Below are 18492 nucleotides of genomic sequence, written 5' to 3'. Positions count from 1 at the left end.
ATTATAATATATTTTAGCATTTACTTCTACAAAAAAATCTCTGCCAGGCTGTCATACCCGTCAGAGATTTTTTATTACGCTGATTTTTGTTCCTTACGATTCAGATAAATAAAGAATCCTACATTCAAAATGATTCCTGTTACTGTTGCGACCGGTGCTGCCAGTCCGATCTTTGTCAGGCTTGCATTTGGCTGGATACTCATAAAATATGCCAGCGGCAGACGCACCAGAAGTGTCTGAATCAGACCCTGGGCCATAACCCAGACTGTTTTGTTGTTTCCATTGAAATAACCGACCATACTGAACATGATCGCTGTCACGATCGTTTCCGGTGCAAATCCTTTCAGATAATCATATCCATTCCGGATAACAGCTGCATCGATTGAGAAAAATCCTGCCAGCATATCTCCCTTAAACATAACAAGAAGGAACACCAGGCAGCCGACAGCCAGTCCTACGCCGATTCCTGTAAACATGGACTGTTTTGCACGTTTTGTCTTGCCCGCCCCTACATTCTGGGAAACGAAAGACGCCATGGACTGCATCAGCGCACTTGGTACCAGCATCGCAAAGTTTACGATCTTGCAGGCAACGCCGTAACCGGAAGAAGCCTCCAGTCCGAGTCGATTGACAAACGCACAGAGTGCCAGAAAAGAAACCTGGGTCAGAAATTCCTGAAGCGCCAATGGAAGACCGATCTTGAGGAATTTTTTGCACTGTGGATTCAGGCAGAAATCTTTCTTTGTGATCTTAAATGGAAGATCTTTTTTTATCAGAAGGATGACCGCAAACACAACGCTGAGTGCCTGTGCAGTCACCGTTGCAATTGCCGCACCTGCTGCATCCATGTGAAGTCCTGCGACCAATACCAGGTCACCGATCACGTTAACGATACATGCTACCAGAACAAACAGAAGTGGTGAATTACTGTCTCCCAGTCCACGGAAGATTGCGGACAAAAGGTTATAAGCTACAATAAAAAAGATACCACTTCCACAGATCCGTACATAACTGGATGTCAGGTCAACGGCTTCCACTGGTGCCTGCATCAGCACGGAAATCGGACGTGCAAAACATACCATTACAACAAAAAGTCCAATGGAGATCATGGTAAACACAATTGCAGCTCCACCAATGACTGCACCGATTCGTTCTGGTCTCTTTTCGCCTAAGTACCGGGCGATCAGAACTGTAATACCCATTGCAAACTGGATTACTACGAAAGTAACCAGATTGAGCACCTGGCTTCCTGTTGAAACTGCAGAAAGTCCGGATGTTGAACCAAATCTTCCTACTACCAGAAGGTCAACAGCACCATACGCCGCCTGCAGGATCAATGCGCCAAGAACGGGCATCATAAAGGCGACCAGTTTTTTCAAAATACTTCCCTGCGTAAAATCTGCTTTATCATTTGTCATAATGAGTCCTCCTCTCGCACATGATCTGGTAAAATTTCTCGATGGTACGGATCATACAGTCTGCATCTTCTTCTGAAATATCGCTCAGATCCGCAGACAGCTCGCCGAAGTAATGTTCATCATACTTATGAAAAAGCTTCCATCCTTCTTCTGTGACGGATATGTAAGTGACACGTCCATCATCCGGGGATGCGATCTTGCTGAGATAGCCTTTTTTCTCCATCTCCTTAACCGTTCTGGTCACTCCCGGGCGCGGAATGTTCAGCTCATCACTGATATCAGATACTTTTACATGAACATCCCGTTTCTCCAGCGACTGGATCACATCCAGATACTGAATATAAGACGGCATCACACCCTGAGGCAGCGGCGGTAGCATCTCCCTGATCCGCTTCGCCTGATAACATGCATCAAGCATCTCCTTGATCTTCTTATTGGTCATGTTGCATTCTCCCTATATAGTTATCTTTGTTAATTACCTTTGATAATTATATAGAGATTTGAGGATTTGTCAAGAACTATTGGGCAAAAATTTTTCAGAACTATAGCAAAAAAATATCGCTTTACCATCACTTAGACAGCAAAACGATATTTCCTTACTTACATCTTTTGATTCGGTTTGTTTCCATTTTTAGCTTTGTTGATATGATACGGTGTTTCTACATTACTTCTGTCCCTGAATTTCTAACAGCTTCCTGAGACGCTTAACTTCCTCTTCGAGTGCATCTGCGCGCTTTTTTTCTCTTGCAGTATTTCTTCTTTCAGCCTGTATGTCCATTTCATCCATATTCTCAAACAGATATCCCATACCACGACCTCCAATCTCGCCTATGATATTACTGGTTTCCTCGTTTGGTACCTTTAATTTCATTAGTAATGACCACAATATTTTCTTGTATATCTCTTTTATTTCATCTGGTGCATTTCCGTAAATGGATTCCACCATTTCTTCAGAAACCTTTCTGAATTCTGAAAGGTCTTCCGCAGACTGTATCTTGTTAATCTTGTTCTGAGTCGCTTTATACTCCTGCCAGATCACACACATATAGCGAAATTTTTAAAAGCTACCGGCACTACATTCGGTTCCCCATTCGCGCATGTTGCCAGATCCCACATACCATTTTTTAATACCTTGATCACAGATTCATTTAACATTGCATATACCTCTAGATTTCTTTCTATGATAATTTACCTGATGTATTCATGTTAACGAATCTGCTTTTGATTTGGAAGATATTAGCAAATTTATAAGTTGCTATTAAATTTTATAGCATTTAACTCATATTCCACTTTTCGATAATGCAGCTATGCTGTTTTGTTTTCTTATCATAATCAATTCCTGCCAGAAGCAGATTTCCATGATAATCTTTTAGTGCCTCTATATATTGCTTGTCCTTAATCTGCTGAATTGCACCTTCTGCACTTTTGTTCCATTTCAATTCGATTACAACAGCTGGTTTATCCATATGGATCTCTCTGGGTATGAAACAGATATCTGCAAATCCTTTACCACCCGGCAATTCTCTGATTACTGTATAATATTCTCTTGCAAAATAGAATGCCAGGTTAATTGTACAGCTCAATGAATTTTCATCATTATAGGTTAATATCGAAACCTCTTTATGTGCCTGTTCGATTCCCTTTGCTACTTTTTCGGAATCCATTTGCCACAGTGCTTCCAGTAATTCTCTGGATGTCTGTACGGAACGAATCACTTCCGTCCAGTCCATCGTGCTGATTGCATTCACATATTCCTGGGATACTTCCCTGTTCGGGATTTCTACAGTTTCCTTTTCATTATCATAAGTCAGATATCCCAGGTGAACCAGTAATGTCAGCACATCATCTTTTGTCGCAAAAGTTGTCATATCGTTACTGAATGTTCCTGTATTGATTCTTATATTACTTCCCGCCAGCATCTGAACAATTGCATCTTTTAACCCATCCATATTCATTTGAATGTATACTTTCAGAGCTTCGTAAGTCTCTGTCTGATTCCAGTATGTTCCGAACTTTCTCTTCTGCATTGCTTCTACTACAGATTTGGGGCTATACATGGAATAAACTTTTCTAGTCCCACCTTCATGCGAAATCAGATGATAGCCATTATACCATGCTCTCGCCTCTTCAAAGTTCATTTCGTATTTTTCACATAATTTCTGAACTTCTGTCTCTGTAAATCCAAAATATTCTGCAAGATTTCCCGGATCTGTCATTGAATACTCTGTAAACATATTAAGAGCTGAATGTGAGCCATATTTTTTTATTGGAAGAATCCCTGTCATATAGGCCAACGCAACATACTCTTTGTCTTTAAGCCAGAATCTAAGAAAATCAAGATATTTTTTCTGTGCCTCCTGGTCCTGCTGATATTCACGAAACAGGCAGTCCCACTCATCAATCAAAATCACAAATGGATGCTTCGTGTAACTATAGACATCCTTCATAACCTGAACCAGATTTTTTTCATCACGAAATCGAACTTGCCCATATTGCTCTTTCAGATCAAAAATCAGATATTCATTCAGCATTTTCAGCATATGCTCAATATCATTTGTTGCACTGAGAAATTCCTGCATATTGATTTTCAGAACATCATATTGATTCAAATGTTTTTCATAATCTTTGGTACTTTTGATCTTCAGACTCTGAAACAATTCTTTTGTATTAACACTTCTGTCATAATAAGCAGCCAGCATATCCACACCCATAGATTTTCCAAATCTTCTTGGTCTGCTTACACACATATATCTCTGAAGTGTCCGCACACAGTGGTTTGTTTTTTCTATCAAGCCGCTCTTATCAACAAAAATCTGTGATCTCAATGCCATCTCAAAAAGACCGCTTCCAGGGTTCAAATAACTACCCATTCTTTCACTCCTCCCTCTCTCCCGGTACAGCTTCTTTTCCGAACATTGCCAGTGCCTGGTTTACTTTGTCCAGACGCACAGTCTCTTTTCCCTGCTCCAGTTCTCTCACAAATCTGAGTCCCAGACCGGAACGCATCGCAAACTCTTCCTGTGTCAAACCTGCCTTTTTTCTTTCTTCTTTTATATACTTTCCAATTCTGTTCATATTAATCATGATAATCCCGAGCGGGTATAAATTCAAGCTTTAATAGCAAAAATAATCCCGAACAGGTATAATTTTATGTATTTCTTATAAACAATCCCCGTTCGGGTATAATACAATGTTATTTACTTTACACACTCCATGATTATTTCTTCACACTTATCATATCCAAGCTGCGAACTGTTCAGGCACAGTGTATAATCACTGGCTTTTCCCCATCTCTGGTCTGTATAAAAGTTGTAATTTGTCATACGTCTTTTGTCTGTATCTGTCATCATCTTTACAGCATCCTGCTCACTGACATTATACAGCTGACAGATCCTCTTCGTTTTTTCCGGCATATTTCCATGTATAAAAACATTCAGCACATCATCCCGGTCTTTTAAAATGAAATCTGCATTTCTTCCAATGATCACACATGGCTCTTTTTCTGCCAGTTCCAAAATAACTTTTCTCTGTACCTCATATACCATATCTTCTACAGATTTTCCGGTAATATCACGTCCGGCAAGTGCATATGCCAAAATCCCCTTTTTCGGGGACAGCTCTGCACTTTCCTGAATATAATCTGGTGACAGACCGGACTCTTCTGCAATCTGATTGATGATATTTTTATCATAATAGGCAATCCCTAATTTCTTTGCTACCTCCTCACCAATAAAACGTCCACCGCTTCCGAATTCTCTGCTGATCGTAATGATTCTTTTTGCCATCTCTCTTCCTCCTTACTTGAGAACGTTTACTTTATTTTTTCTGATTCTCTTTAAGAATACATATCCTGCCAGGCATGAAATTGCTTCTGTAATCGGAAATGCCCACCAGATCAGTGCAACGCCCATCTGACCGTTTCTGACAAATATAGAAAAAATTCCTGCCAGCGGTAAGATAATTACAAGCTGTCTCAAAAGAGAAATAACCAGGGATTCTATGCCGCCATCCAGAGCCTGGTAAATTCCCTGATAAGCAACATTGATTCCTGCAAACAAAAAGCTGATGGAAATCACTCTCATTGCACTGATAAAATACGCTCTCGACTGTCCTGCGTTAAACAGTGTGGCAAATGAAGCAGGGAAAATCTCTGTGATCGCAATGCCCAGAATCATTAATACGATCGTATAAATAAGCCCATATCTGATTCCATCCTGGATTCTTTTTTTGCTTCGCATTCCATAAGCGAACGCAATGATCGGGATCCCCATCTGGATCATTAGCTTATTCACTGGCATATCTTTCATCTTGTTACTTTCTGCCATTTTGTTTCAACTCCTCCTTTTTCTGCACAAAAAAATGTAGCTCTGTCATATAAGCTGGACTTACGCTGACAGGCTACACACTTTTTCATGGCAAATATAAAATTGTAAAATAAAAAACGAGTGGCAGGTAAACTGGATTTACGCTTACTTGCTACTCGTTTGTGATTATTATATTTCCTGTTTTTCCAAAAGTCAAACAGATTTTTTTCTGGATTTCTCTTACGCTTCCTGTCTGCCTTTGTTGATATACTCAATGATTGTTTCACAAACTTCCTCTTTCGGTTTTCCAAGAGCTGCTCCAAGTTCCATGTATAACAGGTTTTCTGCTATCTGAAAATATCTTGCATCTGTTGTTGTACATTTTTTCCCTTGTGCAAGTCTTTTCTTTTTCCGCTGATAAATCATTTTTATAATAGAAATTAATGCTTCCGGATCATTTGATTTTACTGTTGCTTTGTATTTTTGTTCCCGCATTTTTTCATTATCAATCCATGCTGTTGGAATTTCCGGGATCCGTTCAATCAACTTCCATGCTTCTTCTTTTGTCAGGCATAGCCTTAATATCGCATCTGAATTTGAAACAGGAACATAAAGTTTCCCTTTTTCATCTTCTATAGATTTCATCAGATAATATAATTTGTTCTCTTTTTTGCCAGTCAGATCCAGAGATACAATGTCTTCTATTTTACACACACCTGTAACTGACTTACTGACGAAATCTCCAATCTCATATTTCACAAAATTCTCTCCTTACTATCCAAACAATTCCTACTCTGTAAATGTATAACGCACAAAAGATCCCTGATTATCACCTGTTACGATCACAATGTCTCCTTCTCCGTTACGCACAGATTCCAGGACAGGAAATCTTCCATTCTCTTTTACATATGCTTCCGGGCTGGCTGCCTCGGCCTCGATCAAAGTTTTTTTGCTGTATTTCTCTCCTCCACAGGGATTTATTTCTTCGATAAAAATTTCATATTCATGCATATAAGATTCCTCCTCTGGATTATTTTAAAAAAACAGACAACATACGTGTCATTTATCTTACAAAAATACCGCCAGATGAAATATCTCCACTATGTGTAGACTATTTCACTGGCGATATTTTCATCATCAATAAAGGAATTCTTTATTTTCTTACACCGCTTAACACCTTCGCGATCATGCAAGTAGCTCTACTTCAGTTTCTTCTTCAGTTCCTGGATCAGTTCAAAGTAATCTCTGTGTTTCATCTCCGGGAAAGCTTTGATGATTCGACCCTGGCCAAATACAGTATGGTTTGTGATGGAACTGGACAGTTCATCAAACTGTGCTTGAAGCTCTGCTTTTTTCATGCGAAGCATTTCAATAGATTTTTCCTTCTGGGCGGCTGTTGCCTCAAGGAGTTCAGCTTTTGCAAGTGCAGCCTGTACCTTACCTTCACCGACCTTCTGTGCAGTGTCGATCGTGGTCGTTGCCAGAGTATTACTGAGTTTGTCGCTTACGATCCTCAGATCTGAGCTGACTTTATCCAGCTTGGTAAGTTTCTTGTTCAGACCACGGATAACTGCTACCGTCACAATAAAGTCTGTCAGATACACTGCATATAAAACAGCTATTACGATCCACTCCCAGGTTGCCGGGGTATGGGATGCCTGACTTTCTACATATTTCTGAAAAACCTTTACTACCATAACGATCGCAAGTCCCCAGATCAGCGAAAACTCCAGACAGATATATCCGTGGAAATTGAACGGCTTATCTGAATAGTCCCACCATCTCGCATGAAAACATACATCCAGCAGCCAGCCGGCGATCAGCTCCACTGCCGTTGCAAGGATAATTCCAAACAGAAAGATCATTGCATCATTCATCTGATGTCCGCCACTCTGGATCGTATTGAGCATGGCAAACACAGAAAGCACTCCGAATCCATACACAGGGCATACCGGTCCGTTCAAAAATCCTCGGTTTATAACCTTTCCAAGTGCTACCGCATGAAAAATAACTTCAACAACCCAGCCGCCAAAAGAATAAACCAGAAAATACAGGCATATCTGAAAATATGTCATTCCAAAAATCATGACTCTCTCCTCCTGAAAATCACTTCTTTCACCTGTCTGTTAATTCACTGTTATCAGATGTGGAAAAATTTCTGAATTGCTTTATAATCTCCAAGAACCAGAAGCGTACTGTCAGCTTCAAGAACTGTATTTACAGAAATTGTCACACTGACTTCTCTTTCTTTTTTTACTGCAAGAATATTTATATTATATCTTCTTCGAATATCCAGTTCTCCAACAGATCTTCCAATCCATTCATCTGGGATTGCTACTTCAAAGATCGCATGAGACGCATCTACTTCCATATAGTCAAGGATATGATCATCCGCATAACGGATAGATGCCCATTTTGCCACCTGTTTTTCAGGATAAACGACTCTGTCTGCACCATTCCGTAAAAGGAATTTTTCCTGTACGTCACGCTCTGCCCGGGAAATTACCAGATTTGCTCCCAGTTCTTTTAATAATGATGTTGTCTCAAGCGAATTCTGAAAACTGCCTCCAATGGTAACAAAGCAGATATCAAAATTTCCTATTCCCAGTGATTCCAGGAAACTGGCATCTGTACTGTCTCCAATCTGGGCATTGGTAACAAAAGGAAGGATTCTGTTGACTCGCTCCTCATTGATATCCACTGCCATGATTTCGTGTCCCATTTCATTCAGCTGCATTGCAATATGTTTTCCAAATCGTCCAAGACCAATAAGTAAAATATTCTTCATGCTCTCTCCTTTATCCAACTGTTATTTTTTCCAATGGCATTTTTGCATTTGTATTTCTTCTGGACACTACCGCATAGATCAGGGTCAGTCCTCCTACACGTCCCAGATACATAAGCACGATCAGTATCAGTCGTGACAGGATATGAAGCCCCGGTGTGATTCCCAGAGTAAGTCCTACGGTTCCTACTGCTGAAGCAGCCTCATACAGACAAAGCTGCAATGAAAGCCCTTCATAAACACTGATGGTTATTCCTCCAAAGAAAAACAATACAAAGTACAGCATTGCTATCGTTGCGGCATTTTTTATTACCTGACTGTCGAATCTTCTTCCAAAAGCCCCCGCATCCTCACGACTTCGAAATGTCGCAAACGCATTCAAAAGCAGGACTGCCACTGTCGTTGTTTTCATGCCACCTGCTGTAGAACTTGGTGATCCTCCCATTAGCATAAGAAGTATCATGATCGCCTGTCCCACCTCAGTCATCGATGACAGATCTGCGGTATTAAAACCAGCCGTTCTTGTCGTTACAGACTGAAAAAGCGATAACAGCGTCCGTTTCCCAATCGATACCTGTCCAAAGTCACAGACAAAAAAGAAGATCGCCGGGACAAAAATCAGGATTGCGGTCGTTAACAGAATAATCTTGCTCTGCATACGATAACGTTTAAATCGGAGTTTATTCGTATAAACATCATCCCATGTAAGAAAACCAATGCCACCAATGATAATCAGAAGCATAATCACTATATTTAACCAGAAATTTCCGGCATAACCACTCAGTGATACAAAAGTGTTATCTGCGGTACCAAGTATATCAAATCCCGCATTACAAAAGGCCGATATGGAATGAAAAATCGACATCCATATACCTTTTATTCCAAAATCACGGCAAAATACCGGAAGAAGCAAAACCGCACCAATTCCTTCGATCAGAAACGTTCCTCTCAGAATAAACTTTGTCAGGCGGACAATACCACCGACTTTTGGTGCTGAGATGGCATCCTGCATGGTACTTCGCTGCATCAGTGATATCTTTCGTCCTGACAGCATAAACACCGAAACGGCAACCGTTACAACTCCCAGGCCGCCTGTCTGTATAAGCAGCAATATCACTGCCTGTCCAAAACCTGACCAGTAGCTTCCTGTGTCCTGCACAACAAGACCCGTCACACATACAGCAGAAGTTGAAGTAAAAAGTGCCTGATCAAATGGCGTTACAACTCTCTCCGCAGATGAGACGGGTAACATAAGCAGGAGTGCTCCCAAAAGGATCACTCCTGCAAAACCTAAAATAATCATCTGAAAGGATGTCAGATGTTTTCTTTTATGTCTTTCTGGCATAACTAATCTCCTCTTTTTTGATTTTAATAGTATTATATACCAAAAAAGAAGTTATACAAGCTTAATATTGATTATCATCTGATATTAAGCCCATATAAAAATTTTATTTTCTTTTTGTCCCACACTGAATTGCCTGTGTCGGACAGATCTTTTTACATCTTCCACAGCGAATACATTCTAAGCTGTTCGGGTTTTCCACCGGATTTACTTCCATCTGACATGCTTTTGCACATTTTCCACAGTGAACACATTTTTCTGCATCCACTCGATAACGGAAAACAGAAACTTTATTAAATACAGAATAAAAAGCACCCAACGGACAGATATATTTACAGAACGGCCGATAAATGATAATGGAGAGTATGATTGTGATCACCAGGATCGTATTCTTCCACACATAGAGCCATCCCACTGCACTGCACATGGATTTATTCAAAAGCACCAGTGGAAGCCCGCCTTCCAGCGTACCTGCCGGACAGATCAGCTTACAGAAATAAGGGGATCCCTGTCCCATGATATCCACCACAAATAATGGCATCAAAACTACAAACACCAGAAGAATCACATATTTCAGTTTACGAAGCAGCTTATCTCCCCTGAATGTCCGAATCTTTTTGGGAAAAGGAATCTTATTCAAAAGATCCTGGATCAGTCCAAATGGACAGAGGAATCCACAGACAAGTCTTCCCAGCAGAGCTCCGATAAAAATCAGAAATCCAACTATATAATATGCCATTTTGAAATTCCAGCTGCCGATCACTGCCTGAAAGGAACCAATAGGACAGGCACCTGTGGCCCCGGGGCAGGAATAGCAGTTCAGCCCCGGAACACATACATTTTTCAATTTTCCGGTATAAATCTTTCCAGTCACAAATCCGGAAACATGACTGTTGGTAAGAAACGCCCACAGTGCCTGGATCCCGTGGCGCGGCCATTCATTGATTTTCATTTTTTTATTATCCAATTCCAATACACTCCATACAGATATTGATTGCTTTTGTAAAGACTACATCCACTTCGCCCCGGTAAATTCCAAATATCATCAGGAGAATTCCCAGAATCGCCAGTGCAGGACCTATCCACTTTGAATCTGTTATTTTTTTCATCATTTTTCTTATCTTTCTGTCAAAATCGCTTTATTATTTAGAAATGTTCTTGAGTTCTTTTTCTACGATTTCTTTCCATTCGTCCAGTGTATGGCTTCCTGAATAGGTTTCTCCTACAATATTTCCTTCTTTGTCAACAAAGAATGTTTCCGGGAAAGCAGAGATACCATTTAAACGTCCATTCATCATTGTTGAATCCGGGATCAGGAACGGATAGGATGCTTTTGTCTTCTCCTGAAGGACACCGGCTTTTTTCACTGTATCCTCATTCTGTTTGGCATCATCACTCACTGTATCAAGAACGACACCGACAACTCCAACACCTTTTTCCTTCATCTCTTCATAGAGTTTTTCCAGCTCCGGAATCTCATTTACACATGGAGAACACCAGGTAGTAAAAACATTCACAAGTGTAAGATCATAATCGCTGAATACTTTTTCTGTATAATCTTTTCCATCAACGCCTTTTGTCTCAAACTTGCCTACAGTTGTAGAATCACCTTCATTGCTTGTCTCCTGTGGCTGGTCAAATGCGGAAAGCTTCTGGAATGGTGTCATCTCTGTGAGTGTCACATCAATTTCTTCCACTTCTTTTTTCAGGGATTCATCTGCATCTTTATTAGTGCTCAGATAATATTTATACTTTCCATCACTGCTGCTTCCGATTTCTTTGTGTTCTGTGCAGCCTGTGATCTTATCCAGTTCTTTCTCAGAATCTTCGTCATAGATTCCAATCGCTCCAACTTTTGCAAGACTATTGTACCAGTCATCATATGCTGTTCCCATCTTGTCAACCTCTGCCTCTTTCTGCTCCTCGGTCATTTCGCTCCAGCTTATATATGCATATTTAATTGCATCTGCATTGTCATTCCATACTTCATTTGTGATCATCGCAATGGTCTGCGCTTTTATCTGTTTAAGCAGTTCCTCCGGAAGTTTCATGTTAAGTCCAAGGAATGGATACTCATAAGAATCCTGTGCCTGCACAGTTGTCTCAGATGGTTTAAAAGTACCCTGTATAAAATCAGACGGGATTGCATCACCATCTGCTGCAACCGCATCTCCATCAACCACCATTCCCGCTTCGTCTGCCGGAACCGCCATCGCTTCTGTACTTTCTGCTGCCATTACGGATACTCCGCCAAAGGTGGATACTCCCAATACTGCTGCTGCCATAAGTGCTGTTATTTTTTTCATTCTGAATTTCATGATATTTATATCTCCCTTCATATTTGTCCTGTAATTTATAAATCGTTTTGTGTTTTTATTATACACGCTTTGATTACTGTAACCGTATTATATCATCCTGTCTATAAAATCTCTGTTAAGAAATCAAAAAAATCAAAATTTCTTTTTATTCCTGTATTTTTTACGGGAATTTTATATGGAACATGATATGATAATACCAGAGTTTCAATATAAGCATTTTTGACCTGTACATCATATCAGACAAAGGAGATTACACATGCACATATTAGTGATAGAAGACGAAGAACAGCTCTGCTGCTCGATTGCAGAGGGACTTCGCCTGAATGGATACGAAACAGATACCTGTTTTGATGGAGATGAGGGACTGGAATTGTGCCTGACCGAAAATTATGATCTGATTCTTCTGGATCTGAATCTTCCCGGCATAGATGGTCTGGAAATCCTGCGGCAGTTCCGGGAAATAAACTCCTTCACACCTGTTCTGATCCTTTCCGCCAGAGGACAGATCCAGGACAAAGTAGAAGGACTTGATCTTGGAGCAAATGACTATCTGACAAAGCCTTTTCACTTCGAGGAACTGGAAGCCCGGATCCGCAGCCTGACACGGCGAAAATTTATTCAGGAAAATATCTGCCTGAAATGCGGACGTATCACCTTTGATACCCGTACAAGAAAAGCCAGCATCAACAACGAAGAACTTTCTCTCACCCGGAAGGAAACCGCACTGCTGGAATATTTTATGCTTCACCAGAATCGTATCATCGGCTCGGAAGAACTGATCGAACATATCTGGGACGGAAGCGTCAACAGCTTCAGCAACTCCATACGTGTCCATATTTCTGCCCTTCGCAAAAAGCTGCGCACGGCTCTTGGCAATGATCCGATCCAGAATAGGATCGGACAGGGCTATATTCTGACGGAGGATCTGAAATGAAAGAAAATCATACAATAAAAAATCCACTGAAGAAACGCTCCCTGCAGTGGCGGCTGACTTTGCTCATCACTCTGCTTGTAACCGTCACCTGCATTCTGATGTATTTTTTCATCAGTAATTCCGCTGTCACCGGAATGGAAAATCTTGAAAGCTACATCGTACAGATTAATAAAACTGACTCCACACCAATCACTTTCAATGTAGATCCATCCATATTGTTTCCGGATCTTTCCAATCAGGTGCAGGCGACCAAAGACTTATTTCGCATCAGAAGCATGATCGCTACCGGCATTATTATTCTTCTAAGCAGTATTGGAACTTATTTCATCAGCCGCCGTGCACTGACTCCTTTGCATGACCTCAGTACAAAAATTGGTAAAATACAGGCGCAGAATCTTTCAGAATCTCTGGAAATACCAGACAGTAATGACGAAATTTCCCAGTTGACTGCTTCTTTTAATAAAATGCTCTCTCGTCTGGATGATGCATTCACTGCACAGAAGCAGTTTTCTGCCAGTGCCGCACATGAGCTTCGGACTCCGCTTGCCGTCATGCAGACAAATCTGGAAGTTTTTGCCCGCAAAAAGACACCTTCCATAGAAGAATACCAGGAGATTTTCTCCTTGATTCAGGAACAGACCGGGCGTCTTTCTCATCTGGCAGAGATTCTTCTCGATATGACCGGTATTCAGACGGTTGAACGCTCTGAGACAATTTCGCTGGCAGAGCTTACAGAGGAAGTTTTCTGTGATCTGGCTTCAGTGGCTGAGCAGAAGCAAATTGAATTGATCCAAAGAGATGGCGACTGTACTGTTACCGGAAGTTATCTTCTTCTCTACCGTGCTGTGTATAATCTCGTGGAAAATGCTATCAAATATAACCATCCTTCAGGAAAAGTAACTGTAACTCTCCATCCGGGAAAAGTCATTCTGGATGCCTCTTCACAGCCTCATCCGGCAGACTGTGCTTTCATTGAAATCTCTGACACCGGCATTGGAATTTCTCCTGAATATCAGGAAAAAATCTTCGCCCCGTTTTTCCGCGTAGACAAATCCCGAAGCCGTGCCATGGGTGGTGCCGGCCTTGGACTCGCCCTCGTAACCGAAATTGCCAGACAGCATGGCGGACAGGTAAAAGTGCTCGAAAGCAATGAGAAAGGCAGCACGATCGCACTCATGCTGCCTCTATAAGAGCAGAGCCACCGGGGACGATATTAAAGCCACTGAAGACGGAGTTGAATACCATCAACCTCCGTCCCCGGTAGTTTTTGTCCCCAGTGGTTTTAAAGGCTTAATGAAGTCAGTATTGTATTGATCGTAACAATACCATCCAGCTGAAAATCGCTATTCTGAATTACAGCTGCAATATCTTCCAATGTTTCTGCCCCATCACTGTACGCCCAGACAACGGAAACTGCCGGTGAATTTTCTATCCCGGAAGTATCTCCGGCAATATAAAGTACGCCTTGATCTGTGTCTTCCTGTGTCAATTCATACGTACTCCAATCACTGGGAAGATACAGCTGAAATCCATCCTGAAATGGAACCCACGTTCCACTATACGATGCTTTTGTCTCATCAAAAACAATATCACTTCCATCTGCATGCTCTTCTGTACTGTTTCCCGCAGCTCCAACAATACTTCCAACCGTTCCACCGGAAATGATACTATTTGCTAAAGAAGGTTCCTGCTGTACAGCATCATCGGCTGCCTGTTGAATATCCTCCAGCGTTTTTTCTGCGCCTCCTGTCACGGAACGCTCACTGTCCACATGATTTGCGTAATCACTGTCACCTCCGGCAAGATAAGCCATACTTCCAGCCACCTGTTCCAGCATATCTCCTGTGTAATATCCCAGCGACTCTATCTCTTTTGTTCCAAACATATAGGTTCTATCATTTTCACTGAAAAAAAGTCTTCTGTCACGTACTACATATCCGCTCGTAGTATACGTGTAACCAATTTTTGTAAATATACGTCCTTCCAGTTCTACTGTATCCATGTCTTCTGATACTTGCAGATCACTGTAGTTTTCCGCCATATACTTTGTAAATTCATTCACAAAGTTAACAGACGCTGCATCATATTTTCCAATGATCACATAAGGAATAGACTCATCTGCCATCGCGTAAATATAAACAAATCCATCATCCTGGCGAATCGCAGTATAATCAGAAACCTGGACAGAAATCCCTATATCATCCAATGCTATAACATCTCCCTGAGGCATCTGTTCTGACTCTGACTGTACAACCGTATTTTCTTCAACTGCCATACTTCCCACCATTGCAGCATATACTGGAAGGGCACTTCCTGCCACCAGACCTGCTGTTACAAAAAACGTAACTACTTTTTTGCCTATGCGCGCTGTTTTTTTCATGCTCCTGTTCCTCCTTTCAATTTGGATAAAGCTGTGTGGTTCCGGCCGGTTGGTCCGTACCATTAGATACATAAACATTTCCAAGATCATCTGCGTACACATAATCATAAGAAGTCGGTATTTTTACATGCTCTCCATCCGGCAATGTATAATCGTTCTGTGAATAGATATAATCCGTAAAACGTTCTGCATCGTAAGTAGAATCGTTCCCTATCGATGCACTGACACTGTCCTGACAGTAATCTCCGATCTGTGACATACTGGAACTGCCACTGTACTGCATGATCTGCGTTCTTGCATCTATAAAGGCCTGCACAAACTGATCTGTCATTGCTGTATTCAAAACAAACTGCTCAAAATCCGCGTAACTGTTTTCATATTCATTTTCCGGCGTCAACATAAAAAATGTAAATGGCGATTCCCATGCGACAAAAGCAGTATGTGCAGTTGTATAGATCATATCTGCTGTCGAAGAAAGCTGTACTCCATTTGTTGTCGTCAATATCGTAAACCGAAACGGTATCTGATCCAAGGTAAGTCCATAAGTCCTCTCCGCCATTCCACTATAACTTCCATCTACCTGAAATCCACTTCCCTGTACCAGTTGCTGATTTTGCTGATAGTTTAAATTAGCCGATTCATCCAACATTTTCTGCTGACTCGGTGTAATCTCTGCCTGACTGAGTAATTCTGCCTGATTCCCATCCAGAATATTTTCTGTCATATAATCACAGTATTCTTCTGCCTTCATAAAATGTAACATTGGCACCATTGTCTGTGCATCAAACCAACCATCCTGGTGCTGGTTATAAGATACACCTCCCATTGAATAATCCAGCATATGCTCATAAGACACTGGTGAATAAAAGCCAAATATCGTGTTCTGATCCGCACTCATTGCAGTCAGATAAACCTGTGCCGGAGCAGAAGCACTCTGCCACTTTCCACACCATGTCACATCCCCACTTACTGTATAATCTATCGGTACATAACCTCTGGCTGCGGTTTTCCTCGTTGAACTGTCCTGTATAGTCTGCACTTTATATGAGCGTCCTCCATTATTTCCCAGTGCCCATATATCTTGCGGACCAGTCATACTAACCGCAAAACTTCCTGCAACAGCTGCCATTATAAACGCTTCTCTTTTTTTCCGTTTCATATTCCTCTCCTTTTTCTCTACATCTTCCCGTCCTGAATCGGCAAAGTCATATTTTCCAGTGCATATCTGAGTTTCGGATGATGTATAACAAAATGGATAGCCGGTGCTCTGTTTTTGGATACCATGCACCATTTTCCTTCAAAGCAGGTAATTTGAATATTGCGAAAACCTTTCATCTGCGTCACATGGACTGTATAGTTTTTGTGATTTTCTGCATATGCCTCTGCTTCTCTTATTCCGGAAAGATATTCGTCATATGAAAGCTGGATATCTTTTTCCAGGAAACACTCTGCAAGAGAAAGCACCAATGGATATTTCTCATATTCTTCCGAAATGATTTCTGAAATCTCATCTTCCACGGTACTATGACTCAGGATCATTTCCAGACTTTCTTTTTGCTTTGTATAACATTCCAGAACTATCTTCCGCTCATTTCCACAAATTGCATTGCGCTTCAGGATCTTCTCCAAAAGTTGTTCCGACATCGTTCCCAATGATGGAACTGCCAGTACTCTCCGCCGATGCCCTTCCTTATGCATATCTTCATCCAGAAAAACATTTAACTTATTTTTTCGTTCCTTTCTGTAAATATCCATCAGTGAACTGGCTTTTTTCAGAAGGAATTCCATATTTTTTTTGCTGACTGCTACTTCCTCTTTACGACTGGTCAGATAATAATGTGCCAGACTTCTTTTTCCATTTCGTATCTTGGACAGATAAGATGGATCATAATGCATAAAAGCAGCTATTTTTGAGATATTAATGTCCAGCTCAGTCAGCAGCAAATTTACTTTTTGATTGTCAAAATGCAACTCCTTTTGGCCCGTCATCAGACTTTTACGTAATTTCTCAAATACCTGTTCTGCATTAAAATCCTGAATCATTTTGGTCTCTGCTATCTTTATGATTCCATCAGATAGTTTTTTGAGATACTCGCTGTCAGCAGAAGGCGTCCTCTCTCCTTTACGATATCTGCTGATAACAGTCTCTGAAATCCCACTACTGACAGCCAGTTCTTTACCTGTGCATTGAATTTGTTTTATATACTCGTTCAGACATTCTTTAAAACTCACGCTCGCTTCACCTCATTTCTGTATATAAATCTTTAATAATATTATAAAAGATTTTCAAAAAATGCACAAAAAAATTACCACATCTGTCCAAGACAAATATGGTAATTTTTTCGATTTCATATTATCCAATGCGTCGTAAAACCCCTTGCTTTAGCTCTTAACTTGACCCATAAGTAATCATAGATATTTATATGTTCCCATGTTATACTAAAGAAAAAGGGGAGATCCAAATGACGGCGGAATACAAGAACTGGCAAGAAAAGTTTGTGGACATAAATTTTACTGACCAGCGTTTGAAGTCACGTTTCTTCAAGATCATAGACGCTTTTGCAGCATCGCCCGGAAAATCTACTTGGGCAGCTACCGGCTCCAGAAGTTCTGCCAAAGCGGCATACCGTTTCTTTAGTAATAGCGAGATATCCAAAGATGAATTACTTGACAGCATATCCAGAGCAACTGTAGAAAAAATAAAATGTGCAGATGCAGAGTGGATCTTAGCTGTTCAGGATACTACCGCTGTTGGATTTGGAGACCGGAAAGCGATCCAGGGAATGGGATACTATTGCAGTACGGAGCAAAGGGGAATGCTGGTCCATTCTTGCATCGCCGTGACAGACCAGGGGATCCCTTTGGGTATTATCTACCAGGAGACAAATACACGGGAAAAGCCGAAGGACGATTCCCAGACAAAAGAGCAAAAACGTTCCAGACCAATAGAGGAAAAAGAAAATTTCCGATGGCTGGACAGCATGCGTGAGACACTGCTGAGAATGCCAGCG

Annotated in this window: 20 protein-coding genes and 1 pseudogene; 3 read left to right on the top strand and 18 right to left on the bottom strand. The window is 41.0% G+C overall.

Going from position 1 to position 18492, the window contains the following annotated elements:
• Positions 1 to 74 precede the first annotated feature (74 nt).
• The 15 genes and pseudogenes from WMO75_RS12505 to WMO75_RS12435 form a co-directional block, all read right to left on the bottom strand.
• Entirely contained in the window at positions 75 to 1418 is a 1344-nt protein-coding gene (locus WMO75_RS12505) for an MATE family efflux transporter (RefSeq protein WP_022213267.1), read from the bottom strand.
• The gene (locus tag WMO75_RS12500) at positions 1408 to 1860 is read right to left on the bottom strand and encodes a MarR family winged helix-turn-helix transcriptional regulator (protein WP_022213266.1); all 453 of its coding nucleotides are present in this window, start codon (positions 1858 to 1860) and stop codon (positions 1408 to 1410) included. The genes WMO75_RS12505 and WMO75_RS12500 overlap by 11 nt, the downstream gene beginning before the upstream one ends.
• Before the next feature lie 222 nt (positions 1861 to 2082).
• Entirely contained in the window at positions 2083 to 2289 is a 207-nt protein-coding gene (locus WMO75_RS12495) for a hypothetical protein (RefSeq protein ID WP_349078120.1), read from the bottom strand.
• A 403-nt stretch (positions 2290 to 2692) separates the two neighbouring features.
• Entirely contained in the window at positions 2693 to 4288 is a 1596-nt protein-coding gene (locus tag WMO75_RS12490; RefSeq protein WP_022213263.1) for an AAA family ATPase, read from the bottom strand.
• A 4-nt stretch (positions 4289 to 4292) separates the two neighbouring features.
• Positions 4293 to 4493 carry a helix-turn-helix transcriptional regulator gene (locus WMO75_RS12485; protein WP_118254447.1) on the bottom strand — a complete coding sequence of 67 codons (201 nt, stop codon included), beginning with the start codon at positions 4491 to 4493 and terminating at the stop codon, positions 4293 to 4295.
• Positions 4494 to 4615: 122 nt separating this feature from the next.
• Positions 4616 to 5203, bottom strand: a complete 588-nt coding sequence (locus WMO75_RS12480; RefSeq protein ID WP_349078119.1) for a cytidylate kinase-like family protein — start codon at positions 5201 to 5203, stop codon at positions 4616 to 4618.
• Between the two features lie 12 nt (positions 5204 to 5215).
• A pseudogene (locus WMO75_RS12475) lies at positions 5216 to 5680 on the bottom strand (MATE family efflux transporter); the annotation flags it as partial.
• A gap of 282 nt (positions 5681 to 5962) precedes the next feature.
• Positions 5963 to 6481 (bottom strand): CarD family transcriptional regulator, encoded by a 519-nt coding sequence (locus WMO75_RS12470; RefSeq protein ID WP_118699589.1) that lies wholly within the window; start codon positions 6479 to 6481, stop codon positions 5963 to 5965.
• Between the two features lie 30 nt (positions 6482 to 6511).
• A complete protein-coding gene (locus WMO75_RS12465; protein WP_022213258.1) occupies positions 6512 to 6733 on the bottom strand; it encodes a hypothetical protein in 222 nt (73 codons plus the stop codon).
• A 188-nt stretch (positions 6734 to 6921) separates the two neighbouring features.
• A complete protein-coding gene (locus tag WMO75_RS12460) occupies positions 6922 to 7809 on the bottom strand; it encodes a putative ABC transporter permease (RefSeq protein WP_173906160.1) in 888 nt (295 codons plus the stop codon).
• A gap of 53 nt (positions 7810 to 7862) precedes the next feature.
• Positions 7863 to 8510: a potassium channel family protein gene (locus tag WMO75_RS12455; protein WP_227223006.1), complete on the bottom strand. Its 648-nt coding sequence runs from the start codon at positions 8508 to 8510 to the stop codon at positions 7863 to 7865.
• 10 nt (positions 8511 to 8520) lie between these two features.
• Positions 8521 to 9885, bottom strand: coding sequence for a TrkH family potassium uptake protein (locus WMO75_RS12450; protein WP_319638511.1), 1365 nt, complete (start codon positions 9883 to 9885; stop codon positions 8521 to 8523).
• 70 nt (positions 9886 to 9955) lie between these two features.
• A complete protein-coding gene (locus WMO75_RS12445; protein WP_349078129.1) occupies positions 9956 to 10801 on the bottom strand; it encodes a 4Fe-4S binding protein in 846 nt (281 codons plus the stop codon).
• A gap of 7 nt (positions 10802 to 10808) precedes the next feature.
• The gene (locus WMO75_RS12440; RefSeq protein WP_005426325.1) at positions 10809 to 10961 is read right to left on the bottom strand and encodes a CD1871A family CXXC motif-containing protein; all 153 of its coding nucleotides are present in this window, start codon (positions 10959 to 10961) and stop codon (positions 10809 to 10811) included.
• Between the two features lie 30 nt (positions 10962 to 10991).
• Positions 10992 to 12167 (bottom strand): TlpA family protein disulfide reductase, encoded by a 1176-nt coding sequence (locus WMO75_RS12435; protein WP_349078118.1) that lies wholly within the window; start codon positions 12165 to 12167, stop codon positions 10992 to 10994.
• Positions 12168 to 12423: 256 nt separating this feature from the next.
• On the opposite strand from WMO75_RS12435, the gene WMO75_RS12430 reads away from it, so the two are divergent.
• Positions 12424 to 13101: a response regulator transcription factor gene (locus WMO75_RS12430; protein WP_022213792.1), complete on the top strand. Its 678-nt coding sequence runs from the start codon at positions 12424 to 12426 to the stop codon at positions 13099 to 13101.
• Complete coding sequence (locus tag WMO75_RS12425) at positions 13098 to 14291, top strand: sensor histidine kinase (protein WP_022213793.1); 1194 nt, start codon at positions 13098 to 13100, stop codon at positions 14289 to 14291. Before WMO75_RS12430 ends, WMO75_RS12425 begins: the two co-directional genes overlap by 4 nt.
• 92 nt (positions 14292 to 14383) lie before the next feature.
• On the opposite strand, the gene WMO75_RS12420 is transcribed toward WMO75_RS12425, so the two are convergent.
• From WMO75_RS12420 to WMO75_RS12410, 3 genes are read right to left on the bottom strand one after another with little or no spacing between them, the layout of a single operon-like run.
• Positions 14384 to 15481, bottom strand: a complete 1098-nt coding sequence (locus WMO75_RS12420) for a hypothetical protein (protein ID WP_022213794.1) — start codon at positions 15479 to 15481, stop codon at positions 14384 to 14386.
• 16 nt (positions 15482 to 15497) lie between these two features.
• Positions 15498 to 16640 (bottom strand): hypothetical protein, encoded by a 1143-nt coding sequence (locus WMO75_RS12415; protein WP_022213795.1) that lies wholly within the window; start codon positions 16638 to 16640, stop codon positions 15498 to 15500.
• Positions 16641 to 16657: 17 nt separating this feature from the next.
• A complete protein-coding gene (locus tag WMO75_RS12410) occupies positions 16658 to 17713 on the bottom strand; it encodes a helix-turn-helix domain-containing protein (RefSeq protein ID WP_349078117.1) in 1056 nt (351 codons plus the stop codon).
• Between the two features lie 230 nt (positions 17714 to 17943).
• Between WMO75_RS12410 and WMO75_RS12405 the strand changes: the two genes are divergently transcribed.
• On the top strand, positions 17944 to 18492 hold a 549-nt coding region (locus tag WMO75_RS12405), incomplete at its 3' end, for an IS4/Tn5 family transposase DNA-binding protein (RefSeq protein ID WP_349078116.1).

Origin of the sequence: Blautia intestinihominis, from assembly GCF_040096655.1 — a bacterium.
Classification (GTDB): domain Bacteria; phylum Bacillota; class Clostridia; order Lachnospirales; family Lachnospiraceae; genus Blautia_A; species Blautia_A intestinihominis.
Note: the sequence above shows the minus strand (reverse complement) of the source record. Positions and strands in the feature narration are given on the sequence as shown.

Coding starts and splice junctions, on each gene's coding strand:
- WMO75_RS12455 (WP_227223006.1), bottom strand. CDS start 8,510: ATGAAGAATATTTTACTTATTGGTCTTGGACGATTTGGAAAACATATT.
- WMO75_RS12505 (WP_022213267.1), bottom strand. CDS start 1,418: ATGACAAATGATAAAGCAGATTTTACGCAGGGAAGTATTTTGAAAAAA.
- WMO75_RS12420 (WP_022213794.1), bottom strand. CDS start 15,481: ATGAAAAAAACAGCGCGCATAGGCAAAAAAGTAGTTACGTTTTTTGTA.
- WMO75_RS12460 (WP_173906160.1), bottom strand. CDS start 7,809: ATGATTTTTGGAATGACATATTTTCAGATATGCCTGTATTTTCTGGTT.
- WMO75_RS12425 (WP_022213793.1), top strand. CDS start 13,098: ATGAAAGAAAATCATACAATAAAAAATCCACTGAAGAAACGCTCCCTG.
- WMO75_RS12440 (WP_005426325.1), bottom strand. CDS start 10,961: ATGATGAAAAAAATAACAGATTCAAAGTGGATAGGTCCTGCACTGGCG.
- WMO75_RS12415 (WP_022213795.1), bottom strand. CDS start 16,640: ATGAAACGGAAAAAAAGAGAAGCGTTTATAATGGCAGCTGTTGCAGGA.
- WMO75_RS12495 (WP_349078120.1), bottom strand. CDS start 2,289: ATGAAATTAAAGGTACCAAACGAGGAAACCAGTAATATCATAGGCGAG.
- WMO75_RS12485 (WP_118254447.1), bottom strand. CDS start 4,493: ATGAACAGAATTGGAAAGTATATAAAAGAAGAAAGAAAAAAGGCAGGT.
- WMO75_RS12435 (WP_349078118.1), bottom strand. CDS start 12,167: ATGAAATTCAGAATGAAAAAAATAACAGCACTTATGGCAGCAGCAGTA.
- WMO75_RS12445 (WP_349078129.1), bottom strand. CDS start 10,801: ATGAAAATCAATGAATGGCCGCGCCACGGGATCCAGGCACTGTGGGCG.
- WMO75_RS12480 (WP_349078119.1), bottom strand. CDS start 5,203: ATGGCAAAAAGAATCATTACGATCAGCAGAGAATTCGGAAGCGGTGGA.
- WMO75_RS12500 (WP_022213266.1), bottom strand. CDS start 1,860: ATGACCAATAAGAAGATCAAGGAGATGCTTGATGCATGTTATCAGGCG.
- WMO75_RS12430 (WP_022213792.1), top strand. CDS start 12,424: ATGCACATATTAGTGATAGAAGACGAAGAACAGCTCTGCTGCTCGATT.
- WMO75_RS12465 (WP_022213258.1), bottom strand. CDS start 6,733: ATGCATGAATATGAAATTTTTATCGAAGAAATAAATCCCTGTGGAGGA.
- WMO75_RS12490 (WP_022213263.1), bottom strand. CDS start 4,288: ATGGGTAGTTATTTGAACCCTGGAAGCGGTCTTTTTGAGATGGCATTG.